We start from the raw sequence: 20,352 nt of genomic DNA, 5'->3' as shown, positions 1-20,352 counted from the left end.
ACGGGTCGGCAGCCGGTGCCCTCGGGGGATGCGAGCACCGACTGCCGGGTCCGGAGGGGGCTCAGCCCCCGAGCTGCTGCTTGATCATCTCCAGCGTCTCCGGTGGAATGCCATCGGGGAACTTCTGGTTCAGCATGGTCAGCTGCTGTTCCGAGAGTCCAGGGGGCAGCCCCTGTTCCTCCGCCCACTTCTGCAGGTCCGTGCCGGTCGCGCCGCCCGCGCCGCCGCCCTCGGGCATCCCGGCCCCGCCACCCCCGGGCATCCCGCCCCCGCCACCCGCGGCGCCCAGCGCCAACTCGCTGACCTTGTCCTTCATTCCGCTCATCCGGTCCATCATCAGCGCGGAGGCCGTGCCCATCCCGGCCAGGAAGATCAGCACCGCGGCGCAGCAGCCCGCGAGTAAGGCGAGCCCCCTGCGGTGCCGCCGCGCGAAGGACTCCGGCACGTTCCTGCGCAGGCTGGCGGGTGCGGCCCGGGGCGTGGGCGGACGGGCACTGCTGCTGCGGCGCGTGCGGGTGGCGGTTGACGACGAGCTCATGCTGGAGATCCTTCGATGTATGGGGACGTACAGGGAGGTTCCGGCGGGCCCTGAGCCGAACCAAGACGGGTGGTGCGGCGCGGCCCGATGCATGGCACTTCATTCTGCCGGGCGAAGCTTGGGGGCACCTTAAGAGAAGTTGCGAGTTCTCTGTGAGTCGGATCCCAGGCGTGGAAACCGTCGCGGCACGCCTCCAGGCTGGAGTGGCAGTGAGCGGCCCCGCCCAGTACCGGGACACAGGTCCGGCGGCCGAGCCGCCGACCTTCTCCGGACGACGAGGAGTTCCCCGTGGCCGCACTGGCACGTTGGTGTTTCCGCCATCGATTCACGGTCCTGCTGCTGTGGCTGTGCGCCCTCGCAGGCACCACCGTGGGCAGCCAGGTCGTGGGCGATGCCTACGCCAACAACTTCCGGCTGCCGGGAACCGAGTCCTCCAAGGCGCTGGACCTGCTCCAGGAGGGCTTCCCCGAGCAGTCGGGGGACGTCGACGTCGTCGTGTGGAAGACGGCCGACGGCTCCGTCCGGGACGCGGACGTCCGCCGGCGGATGGAGTCGGCGTTCGCCGACATCGCCAAGGTGCCGGAGGTCGGCTCGGTGGCGAGCCCGTACGAGCGCGGGGGCGCGGCGCAGATCAGCGAGGACGGCACCATCGGCTACGCCCGAATCGTCTACGACGACCTGGCCAACAACCTCGACACGGAGCAGATCGAGCGCGTCGTGGACGTGGCCCGGCAGGCCGAGACCGACGGTCTCCAGGTCGACGTGGGCGGCAACGCCGTCGCCAGGACCGAGGGCCCGGCCGCGGGCCTGACCGAACTGGTGGCCATCGTCGCGGCGGCGATCGTGCTGTTCCTCGCCTTCGGCTCGCTGTACGCCATGCTCCTGCCCATCGCCATCGCGATCTTCTCGGTCGGCTCCGGTCTCAGCGGGATCGCCCTGGTGAGCAACGTCCTGGACATCCCGCAGGTCGCGACGACACTGGGCAGTCTGATCGGGCTCGGCGTGGGCATAGACTACGCGCTGTTCATCGTCACCCGGCACCGGAACATGATCCGGCGCGGCAGGACCCCGGCGCAGGCGGTGGAGCTGGCGCTCAACACCTCCGGGCGCGCCGTGCTCTTCGCCGGCGCCACCGTGTGCGCGGCCCTGCTCGGCATGTACGCCCTGGGCATGACCTTCCTCAACGGTGTCGCCACGGCGGCCGCGGCCACCGTGGTGCTGACCATGATCGCCGCGATAACGCTGCTGCCGGCCCTGCTCGGCTTCCTCGGCCCCCGGGTGCTCGCCCGGCGCGAGCGCCGCAGGCTCGCGGAGGACGGATCCGGCTCCGAGGACGGATCCGGCTCCGAGGACGGATCCGGCTCCGAGGACGGATCCGGCTCCGGGGACGCCGCCGGGGCGGCCGGCCGCCTGGCCGAGTTCGTCCAGCGCCGCCCGCGCACGCTGGCGCTGGTCGCGGTGGTGGTGATGGCAGTGCTCGCCATCCCGGTGTTCTCGCTCCGCCTGGGCATCGCCGACCAGGGCAATCAGCCGACGTCCAACACCACGCGCCGCGCGTACGACCTGATGACCGAGGGCTTCGGACCCGGCTTCAACGGACCGCTGCAACTGGTCGCCGACGTACCCGGGCCGTCGGCGCGGACCGCGCTGGACACGCTGGTCGAGGACCTGCCCGGCACCGAGGGCGTGTCCGATGTCAAGGCGGCCCCCCTCCGGTCCGGCCAGCGAGTCGCCGTCATCCAGGTCGTGCCCACCGCCTCGCCGCAGGCGGAGGAGACCGACCGGCTCATCGACCGGCTGCGCGACGACGTCATTCCGCGGGCGGAGGAGGGCACGCCGCTCCAGGTGCACGTGGGCGGCGCGACGGCCGTCAACAAGGACTTCGCCTCCGTGATCGGGGAGAAGCTGCCGCTGTTCATCGGGGTGATCGTCGGGCTGGGCTTCGTACTGCTGCTGCTCGCCTTCCGCAGTGTGCTGATCCCGCTCACCGCCGCCGTCATGAACCTCGTCGCCGCCGGGGCGTCCTTCGGCGCGCTGGTGGCCCTCTTCCAGTGGGGCTGGATCACCGGGCTGCTCGACCTGGGCGGCGAGGTGCCGATCAGTTCGGCCCTGCCGGTGATCATGCTCGCCATGCTCTTCGGCCTGTCCATGGACTACCAGGTCTTCCTGGTCAGCCGGATCTACGAGGAGTGGGTGCACTCCGGCGACAACCGCCGCGCGGTGCGGGTCGGCCTGACCGAGACCGCCCGGGTCATCAACTCCGCCGCCGTGATCATGATCTGCGTGTTCAGCGCGTTCGTGCTCAGCGGCTCCGTGGAGGGCAAGATGGCCGGCATCGGGCTGGCCGCCGCCGTGGCGCTGGACGCGTTCATCCTCCGGAGCCTGCTGGTCCCGTCCGTCATGTACCTCCTCGGGAGGGGCAACTGGTGGCTGCCCTCCTGGCTGGAGAGGTCGCTGCCCCACCTGGCGATCGAGCCCGCGGACGAGCCCGAGGACGAGGACGAGCCCAAGGACGAGGACGAGCGTCCGGCGGCCCCGGCGCCGGAGCGGCCCGCGGAGCGCGCCGAGTCGAAGGAGCTGGGCGGGAGTCGCTGACCTGCCCCGTGGCCGCCCGTGCGCATACGGGATTCGTGACTCTGCCTTGAGTCGGCGTTCCTACGCTCGGACCCGCCCATATGCGCCGCCGAGGGGAGAAGCCATGAGAACGGACGGCGTCGGTGCGGTCAGAGGAACAGCAGGGCGGGTGGCGACGGTGCTCGGCGCCGTCGTCGGCCTGCTCGTCGCGGGCGCGCAGGCGCCCGCGGCCCCGAGCCCGCCGGCAGCCCGGACCGGGACCGCCGGGTGCCCGGACGCCTCGCCCGCGACAGCCTCCGCCACCGGCAACGGACGCAGCCAGAACGTCGCGGTCAGCCCGGACGGGAGGTACGCCGCATTCCTGTCGCTCGCCTCCGACCTGGTGCCGGGCGACACCAACGAGGCCTCGGACGTGGTCCTCAGAGACCGTAGGACCGGCGCCAACGAGCTGATCAGCGCCACCCCCGACGGCACCCCCGGCAACCAGGACAGCTTCGGCCCGCAGATCAGCAGGGGCGGCCGGTACGTCGTCTTCACCTCCGACGCCTCCGACCTGGTGCCGGGCGACACCAACGACGAGATGGACGTCTTCGTGCGCGACCGGGACGGCGACACCACCAGGAGGGTCAGCGTCGCCCCCGACCGTACCCAGGGCGACGGGAAGAGCTTCCGCACGATGATCAGCGGCAACGGCCGGTACGTCGTCTTCACCTCCGACTCCTCCAACCTGGTGCCGGGAGATACCAACGGCCTGGTGGACTCGTTCCGGTACGACCTGCGCACCGGCGACATGGAGCGCGTCACCACCGCCGCGGACGGCACCCAGGGCAACGGCCTCGGCGCCGGCGTGACCGTCAGCGAGAACGGCCGCTACGTGGCGTTCACGTCGCAGGCGTCGAACCTCGTGCCGGGCGACACCAACGGCCAGGCGGACGTGTTCGTACGGGACATGCGGCGCGGCACGCTCGTACGGGCGAGCGTCGGTGCCGACGGGGCGCAGGCCGCGGACGGCAGTTCCGGCACGATCAGCCCGGACGGCCGCTACGTCGCGTTCACCTCCCGGGCCGGCAACCTGGTCCCCGGTGACACCAACGGCAAGGCGGACGTGTTCCTGCGGGACGTGCGGCGCGGCACCACCGAGCGGGTCGCCGTCGGCGCCGACGGCTCCGAACCCGACGACGACTCCACCCTGTACCCACTGGTCAACTCGGGCGGGCGCTATGTGGCGTTCACCTCGCAGGCGTCGAACCTGGTGCCGGGCGACAGCAACGGCCTGTGGGACGTGTTCGTACGGGACCGCGAGCGCGGTGTCACCGAGCGGGTCAGTGTGGCCACCGGGGGCGCGGAGGGCAACGGCGAGAGCGCGCGGGACCACGTCGGCATGGGGCTGAGCGCGGACGGCTCCCTGATGGCCTACGTCTCCGCCGCCGACAACCTGGTGCGGGGAGACGGCAACGGGGTGCAGGACGCCGTCGCCCGCGACCGCGCGTCCGGCACGACCGAGGCACTGAGCGCCCGCCACCCACAGGCCGCATCCTGCGCCGGGACCGCGGCCACGCCGGCCGCCGCGGGTTACACGGTGCTGGAGGACGCGCGGCGCGGCCAGGTCCTCACCGCGGCACCCGGGGTCACCGACAAGAGCGCGCTCCTGGGCGACGGCAGCCTGGTCGCGAACAGCGCCGCGGACGTGCCGGACTCCCGGCGGCTGAACAACGACTACCCCCTGGCACTCGACGAGCGGCGCACCGTCACACCCCCCGGCGGCTCCCCGGCCGCCCTGAGCGCGCAGGGCGGCTCGCATCTGAGGCTGCCGTTCTTCGCCCGCCCCGTCGGCTCCTTCACCTCGAGCGCCTCGCAGGTCGCCTGGGAGGGCAGCATGCCGTTCGACGCCGACCGGGTGATCCACAGCGACACCTGGCGGGTCCTGGTGGTTCCCTCCGGCGGGAGTGTCAGCTTCACCGGCGGCCCCGCCGGCGCCGAGCGCGTCGGCAGCGACGCTCTGCGGTGGCAGACCGAGGTACAGGACGGCTGGCTGTCCGCGCACACGTGGGACCGGCTGGACTTCACCACTCAGGGGACCGTGTTCCAGGTCCGCTACACGGTTACCGGGACCTTCCAGTTCGGCTCCGCCTTCTTCCGGGTCGAGGGGGAGGACCGTGGCTCGATCTGACCTCCGGCCCGGATACGCGCCGCGGACCCGCAGGACGGCGCGAATACCGGCCGGGACCGGCAGGCTGGCCGCCGCGGGCTGTCTGCTGACGGGTCTGCTGGTCCTCGGCGGCGACGTGGTCTCGCCCGCGCCGCCGCCGGCCGCCGCCGGCTGGTGGCGCCCCCACCGGGTGCGGCTGCTGCTGCTCGACTCCTGGGTGACCGACGGCCGTCACGGCTGGTTCGTCGACGGCGCGCACAGCGCGACGGCAGCGCCCTTCTCCCTGTACGAGACGTCCTGGCGGGCCCGGCTGGCGGCGGTGGGCGACCGGCCGACCCGGCTCAACCCGGACGCCGTCCGGCAGTGGACGGGACGGGCGCTCGACGGCCGGTCGGGGACGGCGGAGCTGCCGGCGCTGGCCCAGGTGGACGCGGCCGTCCGGCTGCACGACGCGGTCGGGGCGCGGCAGGACCCGCGGCGGGTGAGCCGGACCCTGGAACGGCTGCGCAGCGGCGGCGGCTACCGTGCGTCCGACTCCGCCGCGGCCGACTGGGGGAGCACCGCGACGGCCGTGGGGCTGCAGCGGCTGCTGGGCCTGCCGGTACCGCGGCAGGTGTCCGACGAGACGGCCCGGGCGCTGTCCGTCCTGGACCCCGCCGTCGTCACCGCGGAGAACCTGACCCAGATCGTCGCGCTGCTGGAGACCGCTGGCCTGCTGGCCGCCCGGATGCCCCCGGCGGCGGCCCGGAACCTGGCCGATACGGTACGTGCCGCCGACGGGGTGCTGACCGGCGCCGCTGGGCAGGCCGACGCCGTGTGGCTGGTGACGAAGGCCGCACTCGACCGCGCCGCCGGCGGGCTGGGGTTCTCGGCGGCGCCGGTCGACCCGGCGGTCTGCGCACGCCTGGTCGACGCCCGCGGCGAGGTGCGGCTGCCGGGCGGCGAGGCCGCGGACCCGCAGGCGGCGTACGCCGCCGCCGAACTCGGCTGTCCCAGGGTCCGTACGGCACCCGAGGGGGCGTACGGGCGCGCCGGCTGGCCGGACCGGCAGGAGCCGGCCGACACGGTACGGGTGTCGACCGCGGCGATGAGGACGGCCAGGGCCGAGGGGATCGGTCTCGGCGACCGGTTCGCCGCCCCGCTACGGCGCTGGATACGCGACACCGGCGTGCCCGCCGTGCGGCGCGGCACGGACCTGGAAGAGCCCATGCTCGGCGCCACCCGCGCGGGGCTGCGGATGCTGGCCGCCGCGGTGGGCGGCGCCGCTCCCAGGGAAGTGGACGCGGCGCTGCCGGAGCAGCGAGGGCCGGCCGCGGCACCGGACGACCTGCGACTGCTGCTCACGCTGGTCGAGCTGAGCCAGGACCCGGCGCCGTCCCGGCGGCTGCTGGACCGGACGCGGCAGGTGGTGGACGCGCGGCGGGCGGCGCGTTCCCCGGCCGCTCCCGCCGCGCTGCGCGCCGCCTGGCTCGAACTCGCCGCGCGGCAGTGGCAGGACGACTCGCTGCACCGGGCCGCCGTCGACGAGATCGGCGCGCTGCGGATCGCACCCGGCGTGTACTCCGCGTCCCGCCCCGCCGACGGGAACCGCACGCCCTCGCTGACGGCTTCGGCGATCGGCGGCTGGGTCGAGCGGACGAGCGCCGCGGGCGACGGGGCGGAAGACCGGGCCGAAGACCGGCTCAGGGCCGGCTGGACGGACGCCGGGCTGTGCGGACCGCGGTACTGCGCCGAGTCGGCCGCCGCGCTGCGGAGCCTGGACCACATGCCGCTGGAGGCGCTGTGGTTACTGCTGGCGGCCGCCGACGGCGACCACCCCTACCCGGTCGCCGCATGACTGCGCCGTCCAGCGACGCCGTCCACCGCCCGCACCGCGGCCCGCCGTCCCGCGCGACGTGCCCGGCCCCGCCTTCATCAAGTGATGAACCCAGCCAGCGACCACCTCAGGAGGTGCCGACATGACGACGACCGACCCCGCGCAGGCCACGGCCGCGACGGACGAACTGCCCCCCTACCCGTGGATCGGACACAACCGCGAATGCCCCTTCGACCCCGCCCCGCTGCTCGGCGAACTGCGTGGCACCCGCCCGGTGGCACCGGTGAAGATGCGCCAGTTCGGCAACGACGCCTGGCTGGTGACCCGGTACGAGGACGTGTGCGCGGTGCTGGCGGACCGCAGGTTCAGCGCGGAGCGGAAACGGCCCAACTTCCCCCACGTCGGCCCGCCGCGGTCCTCCGTGCCCGGGAACTTCATCTTCAGCGACCCACCCGAGCACACCCGGCTGCGGCGCCTGGTGGCCCGTAACTTCACCGCCAGGACCGCGGAGGAACTGCGGCCCAGGATCCAACGGTATGTCGACGAGGCCGTCGACCGGATGGCGGCCGCCGGCCCCCCGGCGGACATCAAGACCGAGCTGGCCCTGCCGCTGCCGGTCCAGGTGGGCGCCGAGCTGGTCGGCATACCGCGCCCCGACGCCGACCTGTTCCTGGAGGTGAGCCGGGCCATCATGAGCAGGGGCGCCACTCCGGAGGAGACCAAGGCGCGGCTGGGCGCGGCGCATCGCTATGTCGCGCAGCTCGCCGAGACCAAGCAGCGCGAGCCGGGCGACGACTTGATGAGCAGGCTCGTGGCAGAGCGCGAGGCGACCGGCGACTGCACCCGCGAGGAACTCGTCGGGCTCGTCATGGTGCTGATGCTCGGGTCGTACGAGACCACGTCGAACAGCATCTCGCTGTCCGTGCTGCTCCTGATGAGCCAGCCCGGCGTGCTCGCCCGGGTGCGCGAGGACGCGAGCCTGGTCGGGCCGGTGGTGGAGGAGTGCCTGCGCTTCACCACCGTCACCCACACCGGGATCCCCCGCATCGCCAAGGAGGATGTGGAGGTCGGCGGCCAGCTGATCCGGGCGGGCGAGGGCGTCGTGGTCTCGAACGTCGCCGCCAACCGGGACGAGGCGGTCTTCGAGGACCCGGAGCGCTTCGACCCCGACCGGTTCGCGGGCGCGCAGCCGGTGCAGCACCTCGCCTTCAGCTACGGCGTGCACCCGTGCATCGGTCAGTCGCTGGCCAGGGCGCAGATGCAGGTGGTGCTGGAGACGCTGGTACGCCGCTTCCCCGGGCTGCGGCTCGCGGTCCCGTTCGAGGAGGTGCCCTTCCGGCACGACATGTACATCTACGGCCTGCACAAGTTACCGGTCGCCTGGTGAGAGACGACAACGAAGGAAGGTGGCGCACCTTGACCGAGCAGACGTCTCACGTGATGCCCGGCCTGGCCGGGCTCCTGGAGGGGCCCCATGTCCCCGTGCCCGGCGCGGCCCTGGACCTGGGATGCGGCAAAGGCGACACGGCGGTCTATCTGGCCCAGCGGGGCTGGGAGGTCACCGGTGTCGACCTCGACGCCGAAGGACTGGCGCACGCCAGGTCGGGCGTCGCGGCGGCCGGTGCGCGCGTACGGCTGGTGGAGGGAGACGTGACCAGGCTCGACGCGCTCGATGTGGGAGACGGCTACGCGCTTCTCGTGGACAGCGGCTGCTATCACACCCTGGCGGACGACCGCCGGGACGCCTACGTCGACAGCGTGAACGCGGTGGCGGCCGAGGGCGCGACGCTCTTCATGCTCGCCATCACCCGGGTCCGCCCCGGCCGGGGGGCGGACCCGGACGAAGTGCGCGCGCGGTTCAAGGGGTGGCGGCTGGTGGACTGCCAGGAGATGCCGCGAGAGGACGTGCTTCCGTACCTCAGTGGGACGCGTCGGATGTCCCCCCACTTCGACGAGCGGCGGCGGGCGACGTGGGCGCGGATGGTCCGGATCGGCATCGCGTCCGGCAGGATCAAGCTGCGCCGCTATCTGCTGGTCCGCACGCCCTGAGAGCCATCCCTATCGAGCCCGGCCCGAGCGCAGGGGCTGCTCCACGAGCGCCAGAGTGAGCAGGAGGGCGAGCACGGTGAAGGGGACCAGGTAGCCGAAGACGGGCGGCAGCGCGTCGCCGAAGGCGTTCACGACGGCGCGCTGGGCGTCCGGCGGCAGCGCGGTGACGGCCTCCGGGGTGAGCGAGGCGGCGTCGGGTGTGCCCCCGGCGGGGAGCTTGCCGAACTCGTCCGTGAGCCGGCTGTTGAACAGCGCGCCGACCAGCGCGACCCCGACAGAGCTGCCGACCTGCCGGAAGAAGGTGACCGACGCCGTGCCCGTGCCCAGGTCCGCCCGCGGCACGGTGTTCTGTACGACGAGCATCATCACCTGCATGACCAGGCCGATGCCCAGGCCGAGCACGAACATGTACGTGCTGGCGGTGAGCCGGGTGGTCTGCGGCCCCATCGTGGCGAACAGCCCGAGCGCCAGCGACGCCACCGCGCAGCCGGTCACCGGGAACACCTTGTAGCGGCCGAACCGGGTGATGGCCTGGCCCGAGGCGGCGGTGGCGAGGACGAGCCCCAGCATCAACGGCAGCAGCAGCACACCGGAGTTGGTGGCGGAGGCCCCGGTGACGATCTGCAGGAAGGCCGGCAGGAAGGTGAGCGCACCGAACATGGCCATGCCGACGACGAGGCTGACGGCGCAGCAGACCGAGAACGACCGGTCGCGGAACAGCCGCGGCGGGATGATCGGCTCGGCCGCCCGCAGCGACCACAGCGCCCAGGCCGCGCCGAGGAGTACCGTGCCCGCTCCGAGGCAGACGATCACCGCGGAGCCCCAGGCGTACGTGCTGCCGCCCCAGCTGGTGAGCAGCACCAGGCAGGTCACGGCCGCGGCCAGCAGCGCGGCGCCGGGGTAGTCGACGCGCGCCCGGGTGCGGGGGCGCGGCAGCTTCAGCACGACGGCGATGACCGCCAGGGCGGCGACCCCGACGGGAACGTTGATGTAGAAGATCCAGCGCCAGCCCAGATGGTCGGTGAACAACCCGCCGACCAGCGGGCCGGTCACCGACGACAGCCCGACGACCGCGCCCACCAGGCCGTTGTACCGACCGCGTTCGCGCGGACTCACGATGTCGCCGACGATGGCCTGCGCCCCGATGAGCAGTCCGCCGGCGCCCAGGCCCTGAACGGCCCGGAAGGCGATCAACTGGCCCATGGACTGGGCCAGTCCGGCCAGCATCGAGCCGACGAGGAAGACGACGACGGCGAACTGGAGCAGTGCCTTGCGGCCGATCTGGTCTCCCACCTTGCCGTACAGCGGCATGCTCACCGTGGAGGCGAGCAGGTAGGCGGTGGCCACCCAGGCGATCTGGTCCAGGCCGCCGAGGTCGCCGGTGATGGTGGGCAGGGCCGTGACGACGATCGTCTGGTCGAGCGTGGCGAGCATGATCACCAGGAGCAGTCCGCTCATGGCCGTCACGATCTGCCAGGGCGACAGATCCGCTTCCGCGTGCTTGTCCGGGACCGGGTCCGCGGGGGAGGGGAGGGGCTTGCCCATGGGAACTCCTCAGAGCTGCATGGCCGTGGCTGTGCGACACTCGCTTAGAGAACGGTGCGTTCACTAAAAAGCAGGCTAGCATGCCTAGGGAACGTATCGTTCACTAAGAGAGGAATCGGATGGATCCGGCCGAGGATGCCGCGCCCGCGGTGGGGCAGCGAGCCACCCGCGCGCCGGGCCGCCGCCGCGGCGACGCGCTCGTACGCGCCATCCACGACGCCGTGCTGGCGGAGCTGGCCGACTCCGGTTACGCGAGCCTGCGCATGGAGCGGGTCGCCGAGCTGGCCGGCACCGGCAAGGCGGCGCTCTACCGGCGCTGGCACAGCCGCGCGGACCTGGTCGCCGACGCGTTGCAGCAGAGCCTGCCGACGCCGGCCGACGTCCCGAGCAGCGGCAACCTGCGGAATGATCTGATCGCCGTGCTGCACGACGCCTCCCTCCGGCTGGCGGGCCCGCTGGGCGCCGCGATGCGTGGGCTGCTCGCCGAGACGCTCAGCGACCCCGGACTCACCGCCGAGCTGCGCGGGCGACTGGTCGGCGTGCGAGCGCAGACGCTGCGGACCGTCCTGGAGCACGCCGTCGCGCGCGGTGAGATCCGCGCCGAGGCGCTGACGGAGCGCGTGCTCCAGGTGGGGCCCGCGCTGCTGTCCCAGCACTTCCTCGCGCACGGCGCCCCGGTGCCCCGGGACGTGATCACCGGCATCGTCGACGAGGTCGTACTGCCGCTGCTGCGTTGTCAGTGCAGCAGGTCGACGTAGCCGCCGCGCCAGTAGGCCAGCGGGGCCTGGTCCTGGAGGGCGCGGCCGCCTGCCATCCGGCCGAGCAGCAGGTCGTGGTCGCCCGCCCGGACGACCTGGTCGAGCTCGCACTCGGCGTGCGCGACATTGGCCGCCAGCACCGGCATGCCCGTGGTCTCGCCCTTCGACCAGGGCACCTGCTCGAACTGGTCGTCGGTCATCGAGGCGAAGAGCTGGGACACCGTCCTGGCCCGCCCGTTGAGGAAGTTCACCGCGAACGTGCCCCGCTCCACGATCGCCCGCAGCGTGCTGCTGCGGGCGTTCGCGCTGGCCAGCAGCAGCGGCGGGGACATGGACACACTGCACACCGAGGAGCAGGTGAAGCCGCGCGGCCGTCCGTCGCCGTCCAGAGTGGTGACCACGGTGACTCCGCTGACGAAGGAGCCCATGACCGAGCGGAACGTGTCGCGGTCGACGACCGGCAGCCGGGGCTCGGCCACCGGTGCGGTCAGGTCGTTTCCGTGGATCGTCACAGCGAACCTCCTTCGATCGCCTCGGTGAGTTTCGCCCGGTCGGTCTTGCCGTTCGCCGTCCGCGGCAGCTCGTCCAGGACGTGCAGCGAGTCGACGATCATGTACGTGGGCAGCCGTTCCGCGCAGTGGCGCTTGACGTCGAGCAGCGAAGGACGCCGCGCGCCGGACGGCACCACCACCGCGTGCAGCCGGGTGTCGAGGCCGGTGCCGACGGCCAGCACGGCCGCCTCCCCGACCGAGTCGAGCGAGACCACCGCGGCCTCGATCTCACCGGGCTCGACACGGTGGCCGCGGACCTTCACCATGTGGTCCCTGCGCCCGACGTAGTCCAGGTCCCCGGACTCCGTGCGCCGGGCGACGTCGCCGGTGCGGTACGGGCCGCGGTGCGGCTCACGGCCCCAGTAGCCGAGCATGACGGTCGGCCCCGACACCACCACCTCGCCCTCCTCGGCGCCCGGCGGGTCGAGGGTGACCGTGTCGCCGGAGCAGGCGCGGCCGATGGGCAGCGGGCGGTCCCGCTCCAGGTCGGCGTCGCCGACCTCGTAGGCGGTGCACACGTTGGTCTCGGTGGGTCCGTACCAGTTGAGCAGCCGCACCCCGGGCCAGTTCTTCTGCAACGCGTGCACATGATGGATCGCGAAGGGCTCGCCGGCGAACACGCAGGCGCGCAGCGCGGGCGGCGGCGGGACGTCGAGCAGGCCGCCCTCGCGGATCATCAGGCTCAGCGCCGAGGGCACCGAGTACCAGACGGAGATCCGGCGTTCGTGCAGGAACTGCACCAGCTGCTGCGGCGCGTACGCCATCTCCTGTGCGATGAGGTCCACCGAGGCGCCGGTGAGGAAGGCGGCGTAGAGGTCGAAGACGGAGAGGTCGAAGTTGAACGGGGCGTGGTTGGACAGCCGGTCGCCGGGGCCGACGCCCACCTCGGCGGCGGCCCACTCCACGAAGGCCAGCGCGTTGCGGTGGCTGATGCACACGCCCCTGGGCTCCCCGGTGGAGCCCGAGGTGTAGAGGATGTACGCGGGCCGGTCGGGATCGCCGGGCCCGTCGTCGCCCGCCGACCCGAGGCCGTCCGCCGCGCCTGCGGCGAGCAGCTCCGCCTGCCTGATGAGCGGCGCGCCGCTCCACCCCGCGGTGACCGCGAGCCGGACGGTGTCGTCGTCCGCCACCACGAGTGCGGGGCGGGCGTTGTCGACGACGCGGCTCAGCCGGGCCACCGGGTTGGAGCCGGCGAGCGGCACGTAGATCGCCCCGATCCGCAGCGCGGCCTGCATGACGGCCACGGTCGCGGCCGACTTGCCGGTCCAGACGACGACCCGGTCGCCGTCCCGCACCCCGCGCGTCAGCAGTGCCGCGGCACAGCGGTCCGCCAGCCGGTCCAGCTGCCGGTACGTGGTCGGCCCCTGCCCGTCGTGCACGGCCACCGCGTCCGGGTGGCGGCGTGCCGAGTCCATGAGCAGCCGTTGTAGTTTCACAGCCCTAGCTCCCTAGCGACAATCCGGCGTTGGATGTCCGAAGTACCCGAGAAGATCACGGACGGGACGCTGTCGCGCAGGGCGGCCTCGATGCCGTCCGCGCGCAGGTAGCCGCGTCCGCCGAAGAGGCGTACGGCGTCGACGGCGTTGGCGAGCGCTGCCTCGGAGACCGCCAGCTTCGACAGGGCCGTCGAGAGCGCGGACCCGGGCAGCCCCTGGTCCTTCTCCCAGCACGCCCGGTACAGCAGCAGCCGCGCGCTCTCCAGCCGCAGCTTCATGTCGGCCACCCGGTCGGAGACCGACTCGAACGCGGCCAGCGGCCTGCCGAACTGCCGGCGCTCGCGCACGTGCGCCACGCACCGGTCGAGCAGCCGGTCGGCGAGGCCGACGTAACCGGCGAACAGGCAGGCCCGCTCCCAGCCCATCGAGTCCTGGAAGATGGGGCCGCCCTGGCCGGGCACGCCGATGACGTTCTCCGCGGGCACGAAGGCGTTCTCGAACCGCACGCTTCCCGCCGGACACTGGAGCAGGCCCATCTTCTCGAACGGTTCGCCGGCGGTGACGCCGGGCGTGTCCCGGGGGACGGCGAAGGCGGTCATGCCCCAGTGGCCCGCGTCGGGGTCGTTGGTGGCGTACGTGACGTAGAGGTCGGCGCTCGGGCCGTTGCTGACGAAGCTCTTCTCCCCGTCGAGCGTCCAGCCGCCGGGTGCCGGCGTCGCCGTCACCGCGAGCCGGGACACATCGGAGCCCGCCTCCGCCTCCGTCATCGCGTTGCCCGCGATCAGCTCGCCGTCGCACATGCCGGGCAGGAAGCGCCGCTTGAGCTCCTCACCGCCCCAGTCGGCGATCGGCATCGCACAGGCGAAGAGGTGCGCGCAGGCGGCGAACACCAGCCCGGTGTACGGGCAGGCGCGGCCGAACGCCTCCACGCTCCGCGCGGACTCCAACGCCCCAAGACCGCCGCCGCCGTAGCGGTCGGCGACGCTGAGGCCGAGCAGCCCCAGCTTGCCGAGCCGCTGCCAGTCCTCACGGGTGAACGGGTCGTTCGCACGGGCGGCGTCGGACGGGAAGGCGTCGCGTACGGCGGCCGCCAGCGCTTCGTCCCGGCCGCGCTGTTCGTTGCTCCAGCCGAATTCCATGGGTCCCTCCGGTAGCAGTCAGGGCGCGTCGGTGCGGTCCGGGGACGTGACCGTTCGCTGCCGTTCGCGCTCCTGGGGGAGCCCTGGGCCGGTATCCGCCGCGTCGGGCGGCCGCGGGAGTATCCAGGCCAGCAGTGGTGCGGTCATCGCGGTGGTCACCAGCGCCATCACCACCATCGACGTGAAGAGCGGGATGCCCAGCAGCCCGAGGTCGAGGCCCACCCCCAGGACCACCAGCTGGGTCACCCCCCGGGTGTTCATGAGCAGCCCCAGAGCGGACGCCTCGCGCCAGCTCGAACCGCTCAGCCGGGCCGGGACGGCCACACCCCCCAGCTTGGAGATACAGGCGACCGCGATGATGGCGAGCATCTCCAGGACTCCGGCCCCGGACAGCGACGTCAGATCCACCGAAAGACCGGCTACCACGAAGAAGACCGGCAGCAGGAGCGCGGCGACCTGCTCCAGCGGCATCACCACCGTCTGGAGCAGCCCGCTGTCCGAGCCGCGCGGCATCACCACGCCGAAGAGGAACGCGCCGAAGACGGCGTGGAGGCCGATCTCCGAGGTGGCGTACGCCGACAGGCACGCCCCCGCCGCGATCACCGCCGACAGCAGCCCGTGCGAGGAAGTCCGGAACCGGCGGAACACGGCGGCCAGCAACGGGCGTACGGCGACGAACATGAGCACCGTGAAGAGGGTCAGCCAGCCGGCGGTGACCAGGAAGTCGCCGGCACCGTCCGAGGTCACCCTGGCCGCCACGACGGCGAGCATGCACCAGGCCAGGACGTCGTCGGCGGCGGCGAGCGTCAGCGCGAGCGCCCCCGTCCCGCCCAGGCTCTGCCGGTGCTCGGCGATGATCCGGGCCAGCACGGGAAAGGCGGTGACGGACATGACGACACCCAGATAGAGGGCGAAGTCGAGCATCCTGATGTGCTGTCCGTCCACGACGTCGTGCGAGCTGTAGAGGGCCGCGGCAAGGGCCATCCCGGCCCCGATGGGGACCGCGACCGAACAGATCCAGATCGTGCCGATCGCCCGTCGCCGGTTCCGGATCGGGGAGGAGTCGTACTCCCAGCCGACGATGAACATGAACAGGACCAGTCCTACCTGTGCGATCACCGAGAGGAACGGCCTGACCTCCTGCGGGAAGAGCCGCTCGGTGAGGTTGCCGGGCAGCAGCCCCAGCAGACTCGGGCCGAGCAGGATTCCGGCGGTCATCTCGCCGATGACCGCGGGCTGGCGCAGGCGGCGGGCGAGAGCTACGCAGACGACCCCGAACAGCAGGATCAGGGCGAGGTCACCCAGGGCGACGGCAGCGATCCACTCGACGTCGACTCGCTCGGACACTGTCACTCCCGAAGGGCCGGGGACGGGCGGGCGGCTGGGTACGAAGACATGGGCAGCGTCGTCCACTTTGCTCAAGCCAGAATCAAGGTCCGTACACCCCGGTCGCCGGGCGGTCGGGCGGAGCCGCGGGGCAGGCGGCCCGGAGCGCCGCCGTGGCCGGGTCCGCGGCGCTTGTGTCCTTGTGCACGACGTGGTTACGCTGCCCGGCGCTCAGCAACGCGTGAGTGCCGACGGGGGTGTGGGCACGGCGGAGCGGGAGACGGGGGTGCCGCGGCGTGGTGGACCAATTGCGGGGGCGCGGGCGGGAGTTGCCGGCTGCCGGGGACGTGGGCGCGGGGGTGCCGGGGCTGCCGGACGAGGTGCGGCTCTGGACGATCCGGGCCGACTCCGGCCTCGGCGAGGAGCCGGACCTGTCGGTGCTCGACGCGGACGAGCGGCGTCGGCTGGCCGGATTCCTGCGGGAGGCCGACCGGGTCCGTTACGCGGTCGCGCACGTCGCGCTGCGCGGCGTGCTGGGCGAACTGACGGGGGTCGCGCCGGGTGCGCTGCGGTTCGGGCGGGAGACGTGCCCGTGGTGCGGCGCTCCACACGGGCGCCCGATGCTCGCATCGCCGTCCGGGGGGCCGGAGTTCTCGCTCTCGCACGGCGGCGGGCTGGTGCTCATCGCCGTCGCGCGGACACGGGTCGGGGTCGACGTGGAACCCGTTCCGGCCGACGGGCTCGTGGCGGAGCTGGCGCAGGAGTTGCACCCGGCGGAGCAGGCAGCTGTGCGTGCGGTGCCCGAGGCGGCGCGGGCGGGCGAGTTCGCCCGCGTGTGGACGCGGAAGGAGGCATACCTGAAAGGACTGGGCGTGGGACTCGGGCGCGGGCTGGGCGCGGACGACGTCACGTCCGCCATCCCGGGCTGGCAGCTGGTCGATCTGGAGCCCGGAGAGGGGCACGCGGGTGCGCTGGCCGTCGAGTCCGCGCACACCCGCGGGCCTTCCCCGCACGGGTGAACGACCGGTACGACCCGGGGATTCGGCAGCGTATTGGCAGCACATCAGCAGTGCGGAGGAGTGCGCCACGGGTCGGGAACACCACCATCACCACGGGCCAGGCCACCCTGCCGGAGCGCAGGACGGCCATAGGGGCCCGACCGGCCCGAACGGTCACTCACCTCGCGCTCCGCGGGGTGAGCCTGATGTGGCGGATGACCTTTCGGTGGTGGGTGTAGGCGATGTGCAGGGCGCCGTCCGGTGTCTGCGCGATCGAGGGATAGGACAGTTCGCGGTTGAGGCCGTCGCGGGAGTTGTTGGTGAGGCAGTGGCCGTCGCCGGTCACCAGGTCGGCGCGCAGCGGCCAGGTCAGGCCGCCGTCGGAAGAGAGGGCGAGGCTGAGCGGCGCGCGCGGGGCACCCCAGAACGCGGTCGACGGGGTCTGCCGTACCGCCGTCGTCACCGAGCCGTCCGGGGCCTTGCCGTCGGCGAGCGAGCCCGTGTCGTCGATCTCGTCGTAGAGGGAGACGCGGCGGGCGGTCGCGTCGGCGGCGCTGCTGTGGTTGTAGACGAGCGCCAGGCGGCCGTCGGCCAACGGGATGTACTGGATCGAGGAGTTGTTGTTCGGCAGGTCCAGCGGCTGTGGCTCGCTCCAGGTGTCGCCGTCGTCCAGCGACACGGACCGGTGTACGGCGTCGGCGCGCCGGCTGCGGTAGAGGGCGAGCAGCGAGCCGTCCGGCAGCCGGTGCACGTTCATGTGGACCAGGCCCGTGGAGCCGGGCACGGGCTGCTCGGACCAGGTGCCGCCGCCGTCGTCGCTGATCATGACGGCACTGGTGTCGAGGTCGCCCGACCACTTCTCGCCGGGGGCGGTCCGGCAGCGGAAGACGGGCAGCAGCAGGCGGCCGGTGGGCAGGACGACGGGCGGCTGGCGGACGAAGACGCCGCCGACACCCGGGGCCGCGGGGAACAGGGTGCGGGTCGCCTCCCACGTCGTGCCGTGATCGTGGCTGACACGCAGCCGTACCTCGGCGGTGTCCTGGTCTCCGCCCCGCTGGGCGGTGTGCAGCAGCCAGAGGGCGCCCGAGGGCGTGGGGAAGAGCACGGGGTTCTGCTCGGAGCGTGCCGGGTCGTCCGAGAGGCGGACGGGCTCCGTCCATGTCGTGGTGTCGGGCGCGAGCCTGGAGAACCACACGCTGATGTCCGCCATGCCCTCCTGCGTCCCGCCGAACCAGACGCAGCCCAGGTCCCCGCCGGGCAGCACGGTGAGGTTGGCGGCGTGGCTCTGCACGGTCGGTGCGGGCAGTGTGGTGTCGGTGCGGTCGAAGCCGTCGAGGAGTCGGTTCGTCACGGTGCCCCTCCAGGGGTTCCAGGCGTCCGGGCGGCGGTTGGGTGTCGGCGTGCGGTCTGGTGCGGGTGCACCAGGTCGCACGCGACGGTCGGGGACGTAGAGCCCTCGGCGCAGCGGTGCGTCACAGTGCCCCTCCAGGAGTTCCAGAGGGCCGGGCAGCGCCCAGGTGTTGGCGCGCGGTCTGTTCCAGGTGCACCAGGTCGCAGGCGACCGTCGCGAACGTGAAGCCCTCGGCGAGGCGCTTGGCGGCGCTCGCGCCGTCCGGGTTGTGGATGCCCGCGGCGACTCCGGCGGCGGCCGCCGCCTCGCGTACGGTGCCGAGCGCGGCCTCGAAGGCATCGGCCAGGGCCGGGTCCGTGGACGAGGCGCCGCCGAGGGCGATCCGCAGGTCGGAGGGGCCGACGTAGACGCCGTCGAGGCCCGGCGTCGCGCAGATCGCCTCGACGTCGGCGAGTCCTTCGGCCGTCTCGATCATGGCGAGGACGACCGTGCTGTCGTGCGTGTCGGCCGGGTCGGGGCCGATCCTCAGCGCCGAGCGCATCGGGCCGTAGGAGCGCCGGCCGAGGGGCGGGTAGCGGACCGCGGCCACGGCCTCGGCGGCCTGCGCGGCCGTGTCGACCAGCGGCACGATCACTCCGGTCGCGCCCGCGTCGAGGGCACGGCCGATCAGGGCGGGGTCGTTGGCCTCCACCCGGACCAGGCCGACGGCCGTCGAGCCCCGGCTGTCGATCGCGAGGAGGTTGTTGAGCATGCCGGAGTAGCCGAACAGGCCGTGCTGGGCGTCCAGGGCGACGTAGTCGTAACCGAGGCGGGCGATACGTTCGGTGGCCACGGGCGCGTCCAACAGGCACCAGTAGCCGAGCAGTTGCTCGCGGGCGCGCAGGGCGGCGGTGAACTCTGCGGGGGTCATGGCAGGGGTTCCTTCGCAGGGGGCGGGGGCGGAAGCGGGGGTGTCGATCGCCTACGGGCTCAGCGGTTGCAGGCGGGCATGGGGCCGCGCAGGCCGGCGCCGAGTGCGGGTACGCAGGGAAGCGGCGAACTGTGCGGGGTCATGGGCAGTGGTTCCCTTCGCAGGGGGACGGGGCGTCGAAGTCGCGTACGGGGCTCAGCGGTTGTAGGCGGGCATGGGGCCGCGCAGGCCGGCGCCGACCTTGTCACAGGCGGCGGTCACGTCGGGGGGCAGCGGTCCGGCCTGGGCTGCGGCGAGGTTGGCGCGCAGGTGGTCGGTCCGGGAACCGCCGAGCAGCAGGGCGTCGGTCGAGTCCCGGTCGAGGAGCCAGCGCAGGGCCAGTTCGGCGAGCGGGACGCCGAAGCCCTCGGCGATACGGGTCAGTTCGGCGACCGCGTCGAACAGGCGCGGATCCCAGTAGCGCTGCCGGTACATGTCCGCGAGCCGGGAGTCGGCGAAGCGGCCGGTCTCAGGGGCCTTTTCGTAACGGTGCCGTCCGGTGAGGAGACCGCCGCCGAGCGGGTTGTAGACCATGGTGCGCAGACCGGTGACGGCGGCGAACTCGACGTACTCCTCTTCTACGCGGCGGGCGAGCAGATTGTGCAGCTGCTGGGCGACGACCGGGCGTGGGGCGCCCATCTCGTCGGCGACGCGCACCAGTTCGGCGATCTGCCAGGCGGCGTAGTTGGAGACACCGAGCGAGAGGACCTTCCCCTCGGCCACGAACTCGGCGACGGTGGCGAGGGTCTCGGTCAGGGGTGTGGCCCGGTCGGGCTGGTGCAGATAGAACAGGTCGACGCGGTCGGTGCCGAGCCGTTTGAGGCTGCCTTCCAGGGCGGCCCGCAGGCCGGGGGCGGACAGCGGGGCGTGCTCCGCCTGGTCGGGGTGCGGCATGCCGGCCTTGGTGGCGAGCACGATCCGGTCGCGGTGGGCGGGGAGCAACTCGGCGAGGATGCGTTCGCTCTCGCCGCCGGCGTAGCCGTTCGCGGTGTCCACGCCGGTGATACCGGCCTCCAGCGCCGTCGCGAGCATGTCCGCGGCGCCGGCCCGGTCGACGGTGTCGCCGAACGTCATGGTGCCGAGGACGAGCCGGGACAGGGGCACGGGTACGTTCGGCAGTTCGATGCCGGTGATCATGTGCCGGTTCCTTTGGTCACTTGCCGGTTCCTTCCG

16 protein-coding genes are annotated in these 20,352 nt (G+C 72.9%); 7 read left to right on the top strand and 9 right to left on the bottom strand.

Annotated elements, in window-relative coordinates; translation table 11 throughout:
* Nucleotides 1-61: 61 nt before the first annotated feature.
* Nucleotides 62-538 carry a hypothetical protein gene (locus tag AB0I18_RS21865; protein ID WP_363107209.1) on the bottom strand — a complete coding sequence of 159 codons (477 nt, stop codon included), beginning with the start codon at nucleotides 536-538 and terminating at the stop codon, nucleotides 62-64.
* A 288-nt stretch (nucleotides 539-826) separates the two neighbouring features.
* Here AB0I18_RS21865 and AB0I18_RS21860 point away from each other — a divergent pair, with 288 nt between their 5' ends.
* From AB0I18_RS21860 to AB0I18_RS21840, 5 genes are all read left to right on the top strand, one after another.
* Nucleotides 827-3,133, top strand: a complete 2,307-nt coding sequence (locus AB0I18_RS21860; protein WP_363107208.1) for an MMPL family transporter — start codon at nucleotides 827-829, stop codon at nucleotides 3,131-3,133.
* 103 nt (nucleotides 3,134-3,236) lie between these two features.
* Nucleotides 3,237-5,282, top strand: coding sequence for a hypothetical protein (locus AB0I18_RS21855; protein WP_363107207.1), 2,046 nt, complete (start codon nucleotides 3,237-3,239; stop codon nucleotides 5,280-5,282).
* Entirely contained in the window at nucleotides 5,269-7,098 is a 1,830-nt protein-coding gene (locus AB0I18_RS21850) for a hypothetical protein (protein WP_363107206.1), read from the top strand. The genes AB0I18_RS21855 and AB0I18_RS21850 overlap by 14 nt, the downstream gene beginning before the upstream one ends.
* A 121-nt stretch (nucleotides 7,099-7,219) precedes the next feature.
* A complete protein-coding gene (locus AB0I18_RS21845; protein ID WP_363107205.1) occupies nucleotides 7,220-8,464 on the top strand; it encodes a cytochrome P450 in 1,245 nt (414 codons plus the stop codon).
* A 29-nt stretch (nucleotides 8,465-8,493) separates the two neighbouring features.
* Nucleotides 8,494-9,126, top strand: a complete 633-nt coding sequence (locus AB0I18_RS21840; RefSeq protein ID WP_363107204.1) for a class I SAM-dependent methyltransferase — start codon at nucleotides 8,494-8,496, stop codon at nucleotides 9,124-9,126.
* A gap of 9 nt (nucleotides 9,127-9,135) precedes the next feature.
* On the opposite strand, the gene AB0I18_RS21835 is transcribed toward AB0I18_RS21840, so the two are convergent.
* Nucleotides 9,136-10,671, bottom strand: coding sequence for an MDR family MFS transporter (locus AB0I18_RS21835; protein ID WP_363107203.1), 1,536 nt, complete (start codon nucleotides 10,669-10,671; stop codon nucleotides 9,136-9,138).
* 119 nt (nucleotides 10,672-10,790) lie between these two features.
* Between AB0I18_RS21835 and AB0I18_RS21830 the strand changes: the two genes are divergently transcribed.
* Complete coding sequence (locus AB0I18_RS21830; RefSeq protein ID WP_363107202.1) at nucleotides 10,791-11,429, top strand: TetR/AcrR family transcriptional regulator; 639 nt, start codon at nucleotides 10,791-10,793, stop codon at nucleotides 11,427-11,429.
* Here AB0I18_RS21830 and AB0I18_RS21825 read toward each other — a convergent pair.
* From AB0I18_RS21825 to AB0I18_RS21810, 4 genes are read right to left on the bottom strand one after another with little or no spacing between them, the layout of a single operon-like run.
* The gene (locus AB0I18_RS21825) at nucleotides 11,408-11,941 is read right to left on the bottom strand and encodes a flavin reductase family protein (protein ID WP_363107201.1); all 534 of its coding nucleotides are present in this window, start codon (nucleotides 11,939-11,941) and stop codon (nucleotides 11,408-11,410) included. The two genes, AB0I18_RS21830 and AB0I18_RS21825, sit on opposite strands and share 22 nt — an antisense overlap.
* Nucleotides 11,938-13,395, bottom strand: a complete 1,458-nt coding sequence (locus tag AB0I18_RS21820; RefSeq protein WP_363107219.1) for an AMP-binding protein — start codon at nucleotides 13,393-13,395, stop codon at nucleotides 11,938-11,940. Before AB0I18_RS21820 ends, AB0I18_RS21825 begins: the two co-directional genes overlap by 4 nt.
* A gap of 17 nt (nucleotides 13,396-13,412) precedes the next feature.
* Nucleotides 13,413-14,555, bottom strand: a complete 1,143-nt coding sequence (locus tag AB0I18_RS21815) for an acyl-CoA dehydrogenase family protein (protein ID WP_363107200.1) — start codon at nucleotides 14,553-14,555, stop codon at nucleotides 13,413-13,415.
* A gap of 18 nt (nucleotides 14,556-14,573) precedes the next feature.
* On the bottom strand, nucleotides 14,574-15,902 hold the full coding sequence (locus AB0I18_RS21810; RefSeq protein ID WP_363107199.1) for a cation:proton antiporter: 1,329 nt from the start codon (nucleotides 15,900-15,902) through the stop codon (nucleotides 14,574-14,576).
* Between the two features lie 275 nt (nucleotides 15,903-16,177).
* On the opposite strand from AB0I18_RS21810, the gene AB0I18_RS21805 reads away from it, so the two are divergent.
* Nucleotides 16,178-16,900, top strand: coding sequence for a 4'-phosphopantetheinyl transferase superfamily protein (locus tag AB0I18_RS21805; RefSeq protein ID WP_363107198.1), 723 nt, complete (start codon nucleotides 16,178-16,180; stop codon nucleotides 16,898-16,900).
* A 157-nt stretch (nucleotides 16,901-17,057) separates the two neighbouring features.
* Here AB0I18_RS21805 and AB0I18_RS21800 read toward each other — a convergent pair whose 3' ends face one another.
* From AB0I18_RS21800 to AB0I18_RS21790, 3 genes are all read right to left on the bottom strand, one after another.
* Complete coding sequence (locus AB0I18_RS21800; protein ID WP_363107197.1) at nucleotides 17,058-18,230, bottom strand: exo-alpha-sialidase; 1,173 nt, start codon at nucleotides 18,228-18,230, stop codon at nucleotides 17,058-17,060.
* 121 nt (nucleotides 18,231-18,351) lie between these two features.
* A complete protein-coding gene (locus AB0I18_RS21795) occupies nucleotides 18,352-19,140 on the bottom strand; it encodes an aldolase/citrate lyase family protein (protein ID WP_363107196.1) in 789 nt (262 codons plus the stop codon).
* Between the two features lie 195 nt (nucleotides 19,141-19,335).
* Entirely contained in the window at nucleotides 19,336-20,316 is a 981-nt protein-coding gene (locus AB0I18_RS21790) for an aldo/keto reductase (RefSeq protein WP_363107195.1), read from the bottom strand.
* Nucleotides 20,317-20,352: the final 36 nt, after the last annotated feature.

The organism is Streptomyces sp. NPDC050704 (genome assembly GCF_040654355.1).
In the GTDB taxonomy this organism is placed as follows: Bacteria; Actinomycetota; Actinomycetes; order Streptomycetales; family Streptomycetaceae; genus Streptomyces.
The sequence above is the reverse complement of the archived record's forward strand: the minus strand, read 5'-3'. Positions and strand labels throughout refer to the sequence as shown.

Coding starts and splice junctions, on each gene's coding strand:
- AB0I18_RS21815 (WP_363107200.1), bottom strand. CDS start 14,555: ATGGAATTCGGCTGGAGCAACGAACAGCGCGGCCGGGACGAAGCGCTG.
- AB0I18_RS21865 (WP_363107209.1), bottom strand. CDS start 538: ATGAGCTCGTCGTCAACCGCCACCCGCACGCGCCGCAGCAGCAGTGCC.
- AB0I18_RS21830 (WP_363107202.1), top strand. CDS start 10,791: ATGGATCCGGCCGAGGATGCCGCGCCCGCGGTGGGGCAGCGAGCCACC.
- AB0I18_RS21790 (WP_363107195.1), bottom strand. CDS start 20,316: ATGATCACCGGCATCGAACTGCCGAACGTACCCGTGCCCCTGTCCCGG.
- AB0I18_RS21855 (WP_363107207.1), top strand. CDS start 3,237: ATGAGAACGGACGGCGTCGGTGCGGTCAGAGGAACAGCAGGGCGGGTG.
- AB0I18_RS21820 (WP_363107219.1), bottom strand. CDS start 13,395: ATGGACTCGGCACGCCGCCACCCGGACGCGGTGGCCGTGCACGACGGG.
- AB0I18_RS21845 (WP_363107205.1), top strand. CDS start 7,220: ATGACGACGACCGACCCCGCGCAGGCCACGGCCGCGACGGACGAACTG.
- AB0I18_RS21795 (WP_363107196.1), bottom strand. CDS start 19,140: ATGACCCCCGCAGAGTTCACCGCCGCCCTGCGCGCCCGCGAGCAACTG.
- AB0I18_RS21835 (WP_363107203.1), bottom strand. CDS start 10,671: ATGGGCAAGCCCCTCCCCTCCCCCGCGGACCCGGTCCCGGACAAGCAC.